The 14,233-nt window shown below is 63.7% G+C and carries 13 protein-coding genes; all 13 read right to left on the reverse strand.

Translation table 11 applies throughout. The features are described from left to right. Positions 1-2: 2 nt before the first annotated feature. The 13 genes from HAV18_RS31620 to HAV18_RS31680 all read right to left on the reverse strand — a co-directional run bounded on the left by HAV18_RS31620 (position 3) and on the right by HAV18_RS31680 (position 14,041). Positions 3-542, reverse strand: a complete 540-nt coding sequence (locus HAV18_RS31620) for a F0F1 ATP synthase subunit delta (RefSeq protein ID WP_166963897.1) — start codon at positions 540-542, stop codon at positions 3-5. Positions 543-544: 2 nt separating this feature from the next. Beyond that, positions 545-1,015 carry a F0F1 ATP synthase subunit B gene (locus tag HAV18_RS31625; protein WP_021160443.1) on the reverse strand — a complete coding sequence of 157 codons (471 nt, stop codon included), beginning with the start codon at positions 1,013-1,015 and terminating at the stop codon, positions 545-547. Positions 1,016-1,144: 129 nt separating this feature from the next. After that, entirely contained in the window at positions 1,145-1,414 is a 270-nt protein-coding gene (gene atpE / locus HAV18_RS31630; RefSeq protein WP_006482730.1) for a F0F1 ATP synthase subunit C, read from the reverse strand. Between the two features lie 75 nt (positions 1,415-1,489). Beyond that, the gene (gene atpB / locus HAV18_RS31635) at positions 1,490-2,341 is read right to left on the reverse strand and encodes a F0F1 ATP synthase subunit A (RefSeq protein ID WP_166963899.1); all 852 of its coding nucleotides are present in this window, start codon (positions 2,339-2,341) and stop codon (positions 1,490-1,492) included. 109 nt (positions 2,342-2,450) lie between these two features. Further along, positions 2,451-2,975 (reverse strand): ATP synthase subunit I, encoded by a 525-nt coding sequence (locus HAV18_RS31640; protein WP_166963901.1) that lies wholly within the window; start codon positions 2,973-2,975, stop codon positions 2,451-2,453. 569 nt (positions 2,976-3,544) lie between these two features. Continuing rightward, positions 3,545-4,675, reverse strand: coding sequence for an SLC13 family permease (locus HAV18_RS31645; protein ID WP_166964045.1), 1,131 nt, complete (start codon positions 4,673-4,675; stop codon positions 3,545-3,547). Between the two features lie 10 nt (positions 4,676-4,685). After that, positions 4,686-5,579 (reverse strand): ParB/RepB/Spo0J family partition protein, encoded by an 894-nt coding sequence (locus HAV18_RS31650; RefSeq protein WP_166963903.1) that lies wholly within the window; start codon positions 5,577-5,579, stop codon positions 4,686-4,688. Positions 5,580-5,610: 31 nt separating this feature from the next. Continuing rightward, a complete protein-coding gene (locus tag HAV18_RS31655; protein ID WP_166963905.1) occupies positions 5,611-6,390 on the reverse strand; it encodes a ParA family protein in 780 nt (259 codons plus the stop codon). 55 nt (positions 6,391-6,445) lie between these two features. Next, complete coding sequence (gene rsmG / locus HAV18_RS31660) at positions 6,446-7,132, reverse strand: 16S rRNA (guanine(527)-N(7))-methyltransferase RsmG (protein ID WP_166963907.1); 687 nt, start codon at positions 7,130-7,132, stop codon at positions 6,446-6,448. After that, entirely contained in the window at positions 7,129-9,099 is a 1,971-nt protein-coding gene (mnmG, locus tag HAV18_RS31665; protein ID WP_166963909.1) for a tRNA uridine-5-carboxymethylaminomethyl(34) synthesis enzyme MnmG, read from the reverse strand. The genes rsmG and mnmG overlap by 4 nt, the downstream gene beginning before the upstream one ends. 1,342 nt (positions 9,100-10,441) lie before the next feature. Further along, positions 10,442-11,197, reverse strand: coding sequence for an ABC transporter ATP-binding protein (locus HAV18_RS31670; protein ID WP_059650005.1), 756 nt, complete (start codon positions 11,195-11,197; stop codon positions 10,442-10,444). Beyond that, on the reverse strand, positions 11,197-12,981 hold the full coding sequence (locus HAV18_RS31675) for an ABC transporter permease subunit (RefSeq protein WP_166963911.1): 1,785 nt from the start codon (positions 12,979-12,981) through the stop codon (positions 11,197-11,199). Before HAV18_RS31675 ends, HAV18_RS31670 begins: the two co-directional genes overlap by 1 nt. Before the next feature lie 4 nt (positions 12,982-12,985). Continuing rightward, complete coding sequence (locus HAV18_RS31680) at positions 12,986-14,041, reverse strand: branched-chain amino acid ABC transporter permease (protein WP_166963913.1); 1,056 nt, start codon at positions 14,039-14,041, stop codon at positions 12,986-12,988. Between the last annotated feature and the right edge of the window lie 192 nt (positions 14,042-14,233).

The following is a 14,233-nucleotide window of genomic DNA, read 5'->3' on the forward strand; positions in this document are numbered from 1 at the left end:
GCTCAGGCGGTCAAGGCAGCCTGCATCGATGCGAGGCGCGCGCGAACCGAGGTGTCGAGCACTTCGTCGCCGACCGTCACGCGCACGCCGCCGATCAGCGACGAATCGACTTCGACCGTCGGTTTCAGCTTGCGCTTGAACTTGCGTTCGAGGCCCGAGACGAGACTGTCGAGATCCGCGCCGTTCAGCGGGAACGCGCTTACGATCTCGGCGTCGGCGGCACCTTCACGTTCGTTCTTGAGCGCCTCGAACTGCACGGCGATTTCCGGCAGCAGCGCGATGCGATGATTGTCGACCAGCATCTGCACGAAGTTCTTTGCTTCGGCGCCGGCCGCGAGCGGCGACTTCACCGCAGCAAGCAGCAACTCGGCTACTTGCGTGCGCGTCACCTTCGGGCTCGACGCGACCGACAGTACTTCCGGCAGACGCGCAACCTGGGCCAGCTCTTGCACGAGCGTGGACCAGGCGGCGATGTCACCGCCCTCGGCCACGCGGAACAGCGCTTCTGCGTAAGGGCGGGCGATGGTTGCAAGTTCGGCCATGATCAGAGCTCGGCTTTCAGTTGATTCAGCAGTTGGGCGTGGGCCGTTTGATCGACTTCGCGCTTCAGGATCTGCTCGGCGCCCTTCACGGCCAGCGTAGCGACTTCGCCACGCAGCGCTTCGCGCGCCTTCACAATTTGCTGTTCTGCTTCCGCCTTCGCCTGGGCGACGATGCGGGCGGCTTCAGCCTGGGCGTTGGCCTTGATTTCCTCGGCGACCGCCTGGGCACGCTTTTCAGCGTCGGCGATGCGCTGCTGGCCGTCATTGCGGGCCTGCGCGAGTTCCTGGTCCACGCGCTTGTGCGCTGCGTCGAGTTCCGCCTTGCCCTTTTCGGCGGCGGCGAGGCCGTCGGCGATCTTCTTCGAACGTTCGTCGAGGGCGTTGATCAACGGCGGCCACACGAATTTCATCGTGAACCACGCGAGGACCAGGAACACGACCATTTGCGCAAACAGAGTTGCGTTGAGATTCACGGTGTTTCCTTATCTGCTATTCCGGAAAAATGAAACGGTAAGGCGCTCATCGAGTTGCATTCGATCAGCGCCCCAAGTCTCCGTTCCGCCCTGCGCCGGCTTGCGCCGGACGCATATTTCCGAGGAACCTTAGCCTGCGAGCTTCGACAGGAGCGGGTTCGCGAACGCGAACAGCATTGCAACACCCACGCCGATCAGGAATGCCGCGTCGATCAGACCAGCCAGCAGGAACATCTTCGTTTGCAGCGGGTTGATGAGTTCCGGCTGACGTGCGCAGGCTTCGATGTACTTACCACCCATCAGCGCGATACCGATACAGGCGCCGATTGCACCCAGGCCGATGATGATGCCGATACCGATGGCGGTCAGACCCTGGATGTTGGCGATGTAAGCTTGCATGATCACTCCTTTGTGAAAAGACTTGGAACTGAGATTTAAAAAACTAAAACGGAAACTCTTTTTTGCACGCCGCGCTTAGTGCTTGTCGTGCGCCTGGCCGAGATACACCAGCGTCAGCATCATGAAAATGAATGCCTGCAACAGAACAATCAGGATGTGGAAGATTGCCCAGACGCTGCCCGCGATCACGTGGCCAACGAAGCCGAGGAACGTTGCGTCGCCACCGAAGCTCCACATGCTGCCGAGCAGGGCGATCAACAGGAACAACAGCTCACCCGCGTACATGTTGCCGAACAGCCGCATACCGAGGGAGACGGTCTTGGCGAGATATTCGACGATGTTGAGCGCGAGGTTAGGGATCCACAGCAGCGGGTGGGCACCGAACGGGGCCGACAGCAGCTCATGCACAAAGCCGCCCGCGCCCTTGATCTTGATGCTGTAGTAGATCATCAGGACGAACACGCCGAGCGCGATGCCGAGCGTGCCGTTCAGGTCGGCCGTCGGGACGATGCGATGGTGGGAAATCACGTCCGACAGACCGAGCAGGCCGATCACGCGGCCCGGCAGGTCAACCGGGAGAAAGTCGAGGGAGTTCATCAGCGCGACCCACACGAACACCGTGAGGGCGAGCGGAGCGATGAAGGTACGATTGCCGTGGACGATGGCCTTCGACTGGTCTTCGACCATTTCGACAAGCATCTCGATTGCGCACTGGAAACGGCCCGGCACGCCCGACGTCGCCTTGCGGGCAGCCAGACGCAGCAGGACGAACGTCACGATGCCGCAAACGATCGACCAGAACAGCGTGTCGATATTCCAGACGTGAATGTCGAAAATCGACGTCTGATGCGAGGTGGAGAAATTCTGCAAGTGGTGCGCAATGTACTCGGACGGATCCGGACCGCGCGTGCCTTCGCTAGCTGCCATATCGTTAATGCCACCCAAATTGTCGAAAATCGTTTTGCCAGTTCCGCAACACGCTATTGCGGGAACGGGCCGGTGCGGTTCATTGTCGAAACCGCACGCTGCTTGTTCCTTACCGCCAGGCCAGCGCGATCCAGTACGTCTTCAGCACGACGAGGTACGTGACGAGGAACGGCACCCAGTGCACGCCGGCCCAGCCGAACGCCACTGCAGTGAACATCCCGATCGTCAGAGCGAGCTTCAGGGCTTCGCCCATCACCCAGCTCATCACGGTGGCCGAACCACCTGCCTTCAGTCGTGCCACGAATACCGCACTGGGCACCCAGCCAATCGCTCCGCCCAGAAACGCGGATTGCGCAGCGGCGCCCGGCGACTTTGAAAACAGCCACCACGCCAGCGTTGCAACCAGGGACAGAACCACTTGCGCGAATACCACCTTATAGGGGGTCACGCGCGAGGGCTTGCTCACGTCCGGGCCGAACAGCTTCTCGGCTTCTACCCGTGTGAGCGGAACGATGTTGTTATCCTGCTGCTCGGCATCCCAGTCATCATCGGATTCGCGCCGCTCGCCGGCCGCCGAAGCGGTGCGTTGCGTGCGCTGATCATCGTGCCTGTCGTTCGGCGCCTGACCCGCCATCGCAATCTTCCGCAAAATCCTTGAACCCGACCCCAAACTTTCTGAAAGCTTTCAGGGGTGCCTAGCTAACAAATCCGGGCGATTGTAAGCGATAGTTGCAAGTGATTCAAGGCTTTAGACGCGACAAAAACCTGCGTAAAACGACGCCTCATCATGTGAAAAAACACGCGATTCGACGACGTACGATGACAGTTGTAAGGTCGCTTTTTGGCACCGGTATTTCTTGCCCGAAAAAATCCGGCGACGATGAAATGGCGGGGAAACGATGCCTGGTGCGGGCGCTGGCGGGACGGCACGCACGCCACCCGGAATCCACGCTGTGACGCGGCCCCGGGCCCACACCCGGAGCGACGCTCCGGACAGGTGAAACACGGCGGTCACCCAGCCGCATCGGATGCGTGAAATCCGGACCGACGCCGGCGCATCGAATCATCCAATCAGTTGTCATGCCACCACAGGTAATTGACTGTGGATTGCGGCACTTATCAACAGCCCCGCAACCAGCGCGAATACTGTGCACCCTCCCCACCACCCGAACGGCACGCCTGTGCCACGCGTACCCGCATGGCTCAACCGTGAACGAGCAGCCACGCGCCGAGTGCCGCGCTTGCGAGTGCGAACGGGATTGAAACCAGGTGGAACGGCAGCCACATGCGCGGCTCCTTCGCGAGACGCACCGCGATCAGGTTCGCAAGCGAGCCGATCGCGAAACCGAAACCGCCGACCGATACGCCGAACGCGAGCGCACGCCAGTCATGCGTGAACTCCGACAGCAGGATCGCGGCCGGCACGTTGCTGATTACCTGTGACAGCAGCGCGCCGGCCGCATAGACGCGCAGCGGCGAATCGAGTTGCGCATTCGCAATCGTGTCGTGCACGACGGGCAGCGCAGCCGCCGTACGCAGCACGACGAACATCAGTACGAAGATCAGCAGCAACAGCCAGTCGATCTTCAGGACTGCGTCGCGTTTGACGGCGAGTAGCACGATCGCGACACCGACGAGACCGGGCAGCGGATGATGCGCATCGGCGAGCAGCACGAACGCAGCGAACAGCACCGCCGCGATCAGCGCGTGCATGCGTTGTACGGGCAACGCAGTGGCGTCGCCGGACAGGTCGAGCGGCTTCGCGCGAAACACGCATGCGGTCAGCACGAGCAGCAGCGCCATCAGCGCGATCGCGAGCGGCCCGAGCGTGACCACGAAGCGGCCGAACGATACGCCGCTCAATTGCCACAGGAAAAGATTCTGGGGATTGCCGAGCGGCGTCGCGACGGACCCCGCGTTGACGGCCAGCGCGACGACGATCACGAGCCGCCGGAACGGCAGTGGCGTCAGCGCACGCAGCGACACCATCAACGGCACGACGACGAACAGCGCGACGTCGTTGGTGAGCCACATCGACAGCAACGCGGCGAACCCGACGAGCAGCATCGCGAGCCCGCGTTCGGAATGCACGTGATGCACGATGCGGTGCGCGAGCCACATCAGGCAACCGGACAACTCGAGCGCCTTGGTCAGCATCAGCAGGCCCGCGAGCGTCGCGACCGTCTGCCAGTCGACGCGATCGGCCAATACGGAAAATGGTTGCGGACGCACCCATTGCAGCACGATCAGGCCAAGCACAAGGACCGACAGCACCGGCTCCTGCGCAAACCATCCGAGCCACCGGCGCGGCGCCGGTGCGCCCGTCTCCTCCATCGGCACCGCGTTACTCTTCGGTCGCGACGTTGCCGCGCAGCCGCGCGAGAATGCCCTCGAGCGCGTCGAGGCTACCGAAGTCGACCGTGACCTGCCCTCGCCCGCGGCGGCCGAGCTTGATCTTCACCGTCGACGCGAGCAGGTCGGACAACTCCTCCTCGAGACGGCGCGTATCGCGGCCGCCGTCGTCCTTCGCACGCGCCTTCACGGCCGGCACTTCCTTCGTCGTGTGCGCGACGAGCTTCTCGGTCTCACGAACCGACATTCGCTTGTTGACGACCTGGTGGGCGAGCGTGATCTGCGTGGCCGCATCGACGGCGAGCAGCGCGCGCGCGTGCCCCATGTCGAGATCGCCCGCCAGCAGCATCGTCTGCACCGGCGAAGCCAGGTTCAGCAGGCGCAGCAGGTTCGACACCGCGCTGCGCGAACGGCCGACCGATTCGGCTGCCTGTTCGTGCGTGAAATCGAACTCGTCGAGCAGGCGCTGGATACCGTGCGCTTCTTCAAGCGGGTTCAGATCCTCGCGCTGGATGTTCTCGATCAGCGCCATCGCCGCGGCGGCCTGGTCGGACACATCCTTCACGAGCACCGGCACTTCATCGAGGCCCGCCAGGCGCGCCGCGCGGAAACGGCGCTCGCCTGCGATGATCTCGTATTTGTCTGATGAAATGGGCCGTACCAGGATCGGCTGCATCACGCCCTGTGCGCGAATGCTCGCCGCGAGCTCCTGCAGGCTGCCTTCGTCCATCCGCGTCCGCGGCTGGTACTTGCCGGCCTGCAGCTTGCCGAGCGCGAGCGTGTTCGGTGCCCCTTCGATCTTCACCGCTTCGGTGATATCGGCACTGCCGCCGAGCAGCGCTTCGAGGCCACGTCCCAAGCCCTTCTTCTTTGGTACCGCGTTCATGTCTTTCTTCCTCGCTTCGCTCATGTCCGGATCACGACACCTCGAACGCGCGAACGCGGTCGATCATCTCGGCACCGAACTGGAGATACGCTTGCGCACCGCGCGAGCTGCGGTCGAACACGACGCCCGGCAGCCCGTAACTCGGCGCTTCCGCCAGGCGCACGTTGCGCGGAATCACCGCGTCGAACACCTTGTCGCCGAAGTGCGCTTTCAGTTGATCGGAGACTTGCTGCTGCAGCGTGATGCGCGGATCGAACATCACGCGCAGCAAGCCGATGATCTTCAGGTCGCGGTTCATGTTCGCGTGAACCTGCTTGATCGTGTTGACGAGGTCCGACAACCCCTCCAGAGCGAAGTACTCGCACTGCATCGGGATCACGACGCCATGCGCCGCGCACAGCCCGTTCAGCGTCAGCAGCGACAGCGTCGGCGGGCAATCGATCAGCACGAAATCGTAGTCGTCGGCCACGTGCTCGAGCGCGGCCTTCAGCCGGCGCTCGCGGTTGTCAATGCTGATCAGTTCGATCTCGGCACCGGACAGCTCGCGGTTCGCGGGCAGCACGTCGTAAGTGACGCCGTCCGGCCGAATGCGCGCATCGGTCACCGACACGCCGTCGACCAGCACCTCGTACACGGTCGCTTCGCAAGCAGACTTGTCGATCCCGCTGCCCATCGTCGCGTTACCCTGCGGGTCGAGATCGATCAGCAGGACTCGTTGCTCCTGCGCTGCAAGGCTTGCGGCGAGATTGACCGATGTCGTCGTCTTGCCGACGCCCCCCTTCTGGTTCGCAACGCAGAAGATCTTTGCCATCGTTGGTGTGTTCCCTTTACCTTCAAACAAAGGCGCGCTATCACGCGCCTGCCCTTCAATTCGCCTCGTCGACGGCCACTTCGATCAGATGCCGTTCGGCATCGAGCATTGGCACCGCCAGCCGTATCGTCTGCTTCACCCGGCTGCCTTCGGGCAACCGCGCAATCTCGTCCTCCGGATGAACGCCCTTCATTGCCCAGATCGATCCGCCCGGCGCGACCAGATGTCGAGCAAGTTTAACGAAGTCGGACAGATCCGCGAAAGCGCGGGATACGATCATGTCGAATTTTTCCGGCACTTCGACACCCGGCTGCAGCGATTCGACCCGCCCCGTGACCACCGACAGGTTCGTGAGCTTCAGCTCCGCGCGCATCTGCGTCTGGAATGCAGACTTCTTGTGCACGATATCGTTCAGCGTGATCTGCCAATCCGGCTCGACGATCGCCAGCACGATACCGGGTAACCCGCCGCCCGAGCCGACGTCGAGCACGCGGGCCGATGCACGGCCACGCAGATGCGAGACGATGGAAAGCGAATCGAGGATGTGCTGGATCAGCATCTGCTTCGGGTCGCGGATCGCAGTCAGGTTGTAGACCGCGTTCCACTTGCCGAGCAGCGCGACGTAGTCGAGCAGCTGGTTGCGTTGTGCATCCGTCAGCGTGAGGTCGAGCGCCGTCATGCCTTCGACGAGCATCTGTTCCAGTACGTCCCGATTAACCGCCGGCGCGCGACGCGCCGTCATTGTTGCGTCGGGACGGCGCCGTCCCCCTGCTCCGTTGCCGCTTCGGCAGTACCATTCCGGCGACCCAGGCCGCGGCGCTTCAGGTGCACCATCAGCAGCGAGATCGCCGCCGGCGTGACACCCGAGATACGCGACGCCTGCCCGATCGTTTCCGGCCGGAACTCGTTGAGCTTCTGGCTCACCTCGAACGACAGGCCGCGGACTTCGCGGTAATCGATACCGTCGGGCAGACGCGTGTTCTCGTTCGCATCGTTGCGTTCGATCTCCGACGCCTGGCGCTCGATATAGCCCTGATACTTGATGCCGATCTCGACCTGCTCCTTGATCTGCTCGAGCAGCACCGGATCGTCGGCCAGCGGCTCCGCGGGGCCGCATTCGCCGCCCTTCAGTCCGCACACGCCGTCGTAGCTGATACCCGGACGGCGCAGCAGCTCGGCGAGGCTGTATTCGTGGTCGATCGCCTTGCCGAGGAGCGCGGTCGCTTCTTCCGGCGGCAACGTCTTCGGCGTGACCCACGTCGACTTCAGGCGTTCGGTTTCACGTGAAACAGCGTCGCGTTTCCGGCTGAACGCATCCCAGCGCGCGTCGTCGACGAGCCCCAGTTCGCGGCCGATCTCGGTCAGGCGCATGTCGGCATTGTCTTCACGCAGGCTGAGGCGATACTCGGCGCGGCTCGTGAACATCCGGTACGGCTCGGCCACCCCACGCGTGACGAGATCGTCGACCAGCACGCCAAGGTAGGCCTGGTCACGGCGCGGGCACCATGCATCCTTTTCCTGCACGTAGCGGCCAGCATTGAGACCGGCCAGCAGCCCCTGAGCGGCCGCTTCTTCATAGCCGGTCGTCCCGTTGATCTGGCCCGCAAAAAACAGCCCGTTGATCGCCTTCGTTTCGAGCGACGCCTTCAGCGCGCGCGGGTCGAAGTAGTCGTACTCGATCGCATAGCCGGGGCGCAGGATATGCGCGTTCTCGAGGCCGAGCATCGAGTGCACGAGCTCGAGCTGGACGTCGAACGGCAGGCTCGTCGAGATCCCGTTCGGGTAGAACTCGTTGGTCGTCAGCCCTTCCGGCTCCATGAAGATCTGGTGCGATTCCTTCGACGCGAACCGGTGAATCTTGTCCTCGATCGACGGGCAATAGCGCGGCCCGACGCCTTCGATCACGCCTGTATACATAGGCGAACGGTCGAGGCCGCCGCGAATGATGTCGTGCGTGCGCTCGTTCGTGTGCGTGACCCAGCACGGCAGCTGCTGCGGATGCTGCTCCGCGCGACCGAGGAACGAGAAGACGGGGATAGGATCGAGATCGCCCGGCTGTTCGGCCAGCTTCGAGAAATCGATCGAACGGCCATCGATACGCGGCGGCGTACCGGTCTTCAGGCGGCCCTGCGGCAGCTTCAGCTCCTTCAGGCGCGACGACAGCGACACGGCCGCCGGATCGCCCGCACGGCCGCCCGTGTAGTTGTTCAGGCCGACGTGGATCTTGCCGTCGAGGAACGTCCCGGCGGTCAGCACGACCGCACGAGCACGGAAGCGGATGCCGATCTGCGTGACGGCGCCCACCACGCGGTCGCCTTCGACCATCAGGTCGTCGACGGCCTGCTGGAACAGCCAGAGGTTCGGCTGATTCTCGAGCCGGTGGCGGATCGCAGCCTTGTACAGGATGCGATCGGCCTGCGCACGCGTCGCGCGCACGGCCGGGCCCTTCGACGAATTGAGGATCCGGAACTGAATACCGCTCTCGTCGGTCGCGGCCGCCATTGCGCCACCCAGCGCATCTACTTCCTTGACCAGATGGCCCTTGCCAATGCCGCCGATCGACGGATTGCAGCTCATCTGCCCAAGTGTTTCGATGTTGTGGGTCAGCAGCAGTGTCTTTGCGCCCATGCGGGCGGACGCCAGCGCAGCTTCGGTGCCGGCATGACCGCCACCGACGACGATGACGTCAAATTCTGTGGGAAAAAGCATGGTGGATTCCGTACGCAGGACTGCGCACGAACCTATCTGAGAAATGTATGGGCCGAATTATAGCGGGTTCGCTTTTCACCCGAAGGCCGTCCGAATGGTAGGGTCTGTGCATTTCGACGATTTTTCTGTGATCGGCCGATGAATCCATGGCGCAGAGCCTGCTCCAGCAATGCTTTCGGCCTGCCGGCAGCACATCGTTGCGCCTGTGCAAAGATTCGCTTGCCGGGAAGTTCCACGTGGAACAGATACCCATTCGATGCCTGGGCCCCGCACGACAACACGAACGAGACATTCTGTGTAACCGCGCCCGCCCTCTTCCCCACAGATTTTCCGACGGTTCGCCCGACACTTATCCCCTGTGACCTGGCGCATCCTCGTTCTGTGGAGCAAGCGGCAGCCCTCCGTGAACGATGCTTCGAGCCGTCATCCGTGCCGAGGGCGCCTCGAATAGCGTTATTACACAGAACTTCCGACTGTTTCTCTGGCACTTATCCCCCGGTCACTACAATGCCCGTGCCCTGCACGACAACCCGAACGGAACATCCTGTGCGACCGCGCCCGCCCTCTTCCCCACAGATTTTCTGACGGTTCGCCCGACACTTATCCCCTGTGACCCGGCACATCCTCGGCCTGTGGAACAAGCGGCACCCCTCCGCGAACGATGCACCGAACAGCCATCCGCGCTGCGGGCGCCTCGACCAGCGCTATTACACAGAACTTCCGACTGTTTCTCTGGCACTTACCCCCGGTCACCACAATGCCTGTGCCCCGCACGACAACCCGGACGGAACATCCTGTGCAACCGAGCCCGCCCTCTTCCCCACAGATTTTCCGACGGTTCGCCCGACACTTATCCCCTGTGACCTGGCGGATCCTCGTTCTGTGGAACAAGCGGCAGCCCTCCACGAACGATGCGTCGGGCCGTCATCCGCGCCGAGGGCGCGTCGAACAGCGTTATTACACAGAACTTCCGACTGTTTCTCTGGCACTTATCCCCCGGTCACCACAATGCCCGTGCCCCGCACGACAACCCGGACGGTACATCCTGTGCGACCGCGCCCGCCCTCTTCCCCACAGATTTTCTGACGGTTCGCCCGACACTTATCCTCTGTGACCCGGCACATCCTCGGCCTGCGGAACAAGCGGCAGCCCTCCGCGAACGATGCTTCGAACCGTCATCCGCGCTGTGAACGCCCCGCCCATCGCTATTGCACAGAACTTCAGACTGTTTCCCTGGCACTTATCCCCTAGCCACTAGCCGTCGTGTATCGGCACCCCAAAAACAAAAACGGCGTGTTTCACGTGAAACACGCCGCCCGTTTCCCGCCAACCGCGCCGTAGATCAGGCCGTTTTCTTCGCCAGCCCGAGGTACGTTTCGATCACGCGCGGATTCTGCGCAAGTTCGGCCGCCGGCCCTTCCAGCGCAAACTCGCCTGTCTCCAGCACATAGCCGTAGTCGGAGATCTGCAGCGCAGCCCGTGCGTTCTGTTCGATCAGCAGCGTCGCCACGCCCGTCCCGCGCAACGCGCTGATGATATGAAAGATCTCCTTCACGATCAGCGGCGCCAGCCCGAGGCTCGGCTCGTCGAGCATCAGCAGGTCAGGCTTGCCCATCAGCGCGCGGCCAACTGCAAGCATCTGCCGCTCGCCGCCGGATAGCGTGCCAGCCGCCTGCTTGCGGCGCTCCTTCAGTCGCGGAAACAGTGCAAACACATGATCGAGCTGGTCGAGGAAGTTCGCTTCACCGGCCTGCTTGCGTCGATACGCACCCAATACGAGGTTGTCTTCGACCGTCATCGTGCTGAACAGCTCTCGCTTTTCCGGTACGAGGCACATCCCGCGCGCGACGCGCTGCTCGACCGGCAATGCACCGACGTCGTGGCCGCGGTACACGACCGCGCCCGACGCATGCCCGGTCACCGGAAGCGCGCCCATGATCGCGTTCAGCAGCGTCGATTTGCCGGCTCCATTCGGGCCGATCACGCTGACGATCTGCCCCGCACCAACCTTGATCGCCGCGCCGTGCAGCGCCTCCACCTTCCCGTATCGGACCGCCAGCCCGCGTACCTCGAGAATCGGCATCGTCGTGTCCGTCATCACTCCACCCCGCCCAGATACGCTTCCAGCACCGCCGGATCCTGCTGCACGTCCTGCGGCAGCCCTTCCGCGATCCGTGTGCCGAACTCCATCACCACCAAACGATCGGTGAGATTCATCACAAAATCCATGTCGTGTTCCACGAGCAACACGCTCATGCCTTCCGCCTTCAGCCGCCTCAGCAGGTCGGCGAGTTGCTGCTTCTCCTGGTAACGCAGCCCGGCGGCCGGCTCATCGAGCAACAGCAGCGTCGGATCGCAGCACAGCGCCCGCGCGATTTCGAGAATCCGCTGCTGGCCCAACGCGAGACTCCCCGCCTCGTCGTACATGTGCTTTTCGAGCCCGACGCGTCGGATCTGGCGTGCGGCCTCGGCCAGCAACTGCGCTTCCTCATGGGCATTGAGCCGCGCGACGCTGCGCCACACGCCCGTATGGCCGCGCAGGTGCGCACCGATCGCGACGTTCTCGAGCACCGTCATCGCCGGCAACAGCTTCACGTGCTGGAACGTCCGGCCGATGCCGCGGCGGACGATCTGGCGCGATGTGAGCCCGTCGATGCGCTCGCCACGGAACGTGATCGTGCCGCCCGTCGGCTTCAGCACACCCGTCACGAGGTTGAACGTGGTCGACTTGCCGGCGCCGTTCGGGCCGATCAGCCCGATGATCTGCCCCGCCTTCACGTCGAAGCTGACGTCGTTGACGGCCACGAGCCCGCCGAACTGCTTGCGCGCGTTGTCGACGACGAGCAGCGGCTCGCCGGCCGTCGGCTTCGCGCGCTGCGGCAACGGATCGGCGTGCTCGGGCACATGCGCGCGCGGCCCGCGCGGGAACAGCCTCGCGAAGAACGGCCACACGCCCTGGCGTGCGTACTGCAGCAGCAGCACCATCAGCACGCCGAACACGATGATCTCGAAGTTGCCTTCCGAGCCGAGCAGCTTCGGCAGCAGCGTCTGCAGGTAGTCCTGCAGCACGGTCAGGATCGCCGCGCCGAGCACCGCCCCCCACACGTGCGCCACGCCGCCGACCACGGCCATGAACAGGAACTCGATCCCGTGATTCAGCCCGAACGGCGTCGGGTTCACCGCGCGCTGCAGGTGTGCGTACAGGAAGCCCGATACGGCCGCAAGCACGGCCGCATAGACGAAGATCACGACGCGCATCCACGCGGTGTTCACGCCCATCGCCTCGGCCATCACGCCGCCGCCGCGCAGCGCGCGGATCGCACGGCCCGGGCGGCTGTTCAGCAGGTTCTGCACCGACACGATCGCGGCCAGCACGACGGCCCAGATCAGGAAATACAGGCTGCGGCCGCTTTCGAGTTCGATACCGAACAGGTTCAGCGCCGGAATCCCGTTGATCCCGTCGTACTTGCCGAGCAGTTCGAGGTTGCCGAACAGGTAGAACAGCGCAAGGCCCCACGCGATCGTGCCGAGCGGCAGGAAGTGGCCGGACAGCCGCATCGTGACCGCGCCAAGCACGAGCGCGACGAGCGCCGTCAGCACGACGCCGACGATCAGCGCGAGCCACGGCGACACGCCGTATCGCGTCGTCAGGAACGCGGTCGCATAGGCACCGATGCCGACGAACGCGGCCTGCCCGAAGCTCGTCATCCCGCCGACGCCCGTCAGCAGCACGAGCCCGATCGCGACGATCGCGTAGAGGCCGATGTAGTTCAGCAGCGTGATCCAGTATTCAGGCACCTGCAGCGCGCCAGGCAGCACCGGCAGCGCGAACAGCACCACGAGAAACACCCAGAAGGTCTTGTTGCGTACCATCGTCTTCATCGTGTCACTCCTCTTCCTCTTCCACGTGCGGCGTGGCGAAGCTCCGCCACAGCAGCACCGGAATGATCAGCGTGAACACGATCACCTCCTTGTATGCGCTCGCCCAGAACGACGAATACGATTCGAGCACGCCGACGAGCAGCGAGCCGGCGGCCGCAAGCGGATAGCTGACGAGCCCGCCGATGATCGCGCCGACGAAACCCTTCAGGCCGATCAGGAAGCCCGAGTCGTAGTAGATCGTCGTCAGCGGGCCGACGAGGATCCCGGACAGCACGCCGAGCCCTGCCGCGAACGTGAACGCGAGCCGCCCTGCCTCGGTCGTGCCGATGCCGACGAGCCGCGCGCCAAGCCGGTTCACCGACGTCGCGCGCAGCGCCTTGCCGGCGATCGTGCGGCCGAAGTACACATAGAGCGCGCCGATCAGCACGAGCGCCGTCACGACAACCAGGATGCTCTGCACCGACACGGTCATGCTGCCGATCGACAGCGACGCATCCGAGAACCCGTTGGTGCGCGAGCCTTCCGCGCCGAACATCACGAGCCCGAGGCCGACCATCGCGAAGTGGACGGCGACCGACACGATCAGCAGCAGCAGCGTCGTGCCTTCGGCGATCGGCTGGTACACGAGCCGGTAGATGAACGGCCCCATCGGCACGACGATCGCGAGCGTCAGTGCGATCTGCGCGAGCATCGGCAGCGGCTGCGTGGCAAAGCTGCGCGTGATCGCGAACACCGCGAGCGGCAGCAGGATGTAGCGGCTGCCAAGCGTTGCGAGCGTGCGGCCGAGCTGATGGCGGCGTTCGCGATGCCGGACCAGGCCGCCGACTTCGAGCAGGAAGCACGCGATGCCCATCACGAACAGCAGCCAGCAGGTAGCGGGAAATTTCTGCGCCTGCAACGCGGCAAGCGTCAGCGCACCGTAGGCGACGAATTCGCCCTGGGGAATGAAGATCACCCGCGTGACGGAAAACACCAGTACGAGCGCCAGCGACAACAATGCATAAATGGCGCCGGTCGTGATGCCGTCTTGCGCGAGGATCGCCGCAATCGAGAGATCCATACGTTTCGTGTATCGAGAATGCTGCGGAGAAACGAAAGACGGGAACGGCCGGAGCGCATGGACAGCAAGATCGGAGCGCCACACGGCGTGCCTCGGTGGTTCCATGCGGCACGGGCGCGGCCCGTCAGGCCCGGCGCCCTGCCGACGGCGCGCACGGCGCTGTTCGCGCCGCCCCCGCCGGTTTCACGTGAT

The sequence above is a fragment of the Burkholderia sp. D-99 genome (assembly GCF_011605345.1).
Taxonomy (GTDB): Bacteria; Pseudomonadota; Gammaproteobacteria; order Burkholderiales; family Burkholderiaceae; genus Burkholderia.

Excerpts from the sequence above, each read along its gene's own strand:
- HAV18_RS31650 (WP_166963903.1), bottom strand. The coding sequence starts at position 5,579 with ATGAACGCGGTACCAAAGAAGAAGGGCTTGGGACGTGGCCTCGAAGCG.
- HAV18_RS31680 (WP_166963913.1), bottom strand. The coding sequence starts at position 14,041 with ATGGATCTCTCGATTGCGGCGATCCTCGCGCAAGACGGCATCACGACC.
- mnmG (WP_166963909.1), bottom strand. The coding sequence starts at position 9,099 with ATGCTTTTTCCCACAGAATTTGACGTCATCGTCGTCGGTGGCGGTCAT.
- HAV18_RS31675 (WP_166963911.1), bottom strand. The coding sequence starts at position 12,981 with ATGAAGACGATGGTACGCAACAAGACCTTCTGGGTGTTTCTCGTGGTG.
- atpE (WP_006482730.1), bottom strand. The coding sequence starts at position 1,414 with ATGCAAGCTTACATCGCCAACATCCAGGGTCTGACCGCCATCGGTATC.
- rsmG (WP_166963907.1), bottom strand. The coding sequence starts at position 7,132 with ATGACGGCGCGTCGCGCGCCGGCGGTTAATCGGGACGTACTGGAACAG.
- HAV18_RS31670 (WP_059650005.1), bottom strand. The coding sequence starts at position 11,197 with ATGACGGACACGACGATGCCGATTCTCGAGGTACGCGGGCTGGCGGTC.
- HAV18_RS31645 (WP_166964045.1), bottom strand. The coding sequence starts at position 4,675 with ATGGAGGAGACGGGCGCACCGGCGCCGCGCCGGTGGCTCGGATGGTTT.
- HAV18_RS31620 (WP_166963897.1), bottom strand. The coding sequence starts at position 542 with ATGGCCGAACTTGCAACCATCGCCCGCCCTTACGCAGAAGCGCTGTTC.
- HAV18_RS31640 (WP_166963901.1), bottom strand. The coding sequence starts at position 2,975 with ATGGCGGGTCAGGCGCCGAACGACAGGCACGATGATCAGCGCACGCAA.
- atpB (WP_166963899.1), bottom strand. The coding sequence starts at position 2,341 with ATGGCAGCTAGCGAAGGCACGCGCGGTCCGGATCCGTCCGAGTACATT.
- HAV18_RS31655 (WP_166963905.1), bottom strand. The coding sequence starts at position 6,390 with ATGGCAAAGATCTTCTGCGTTGCGAACCAGAAGGGGGGCGTCGGCAAG.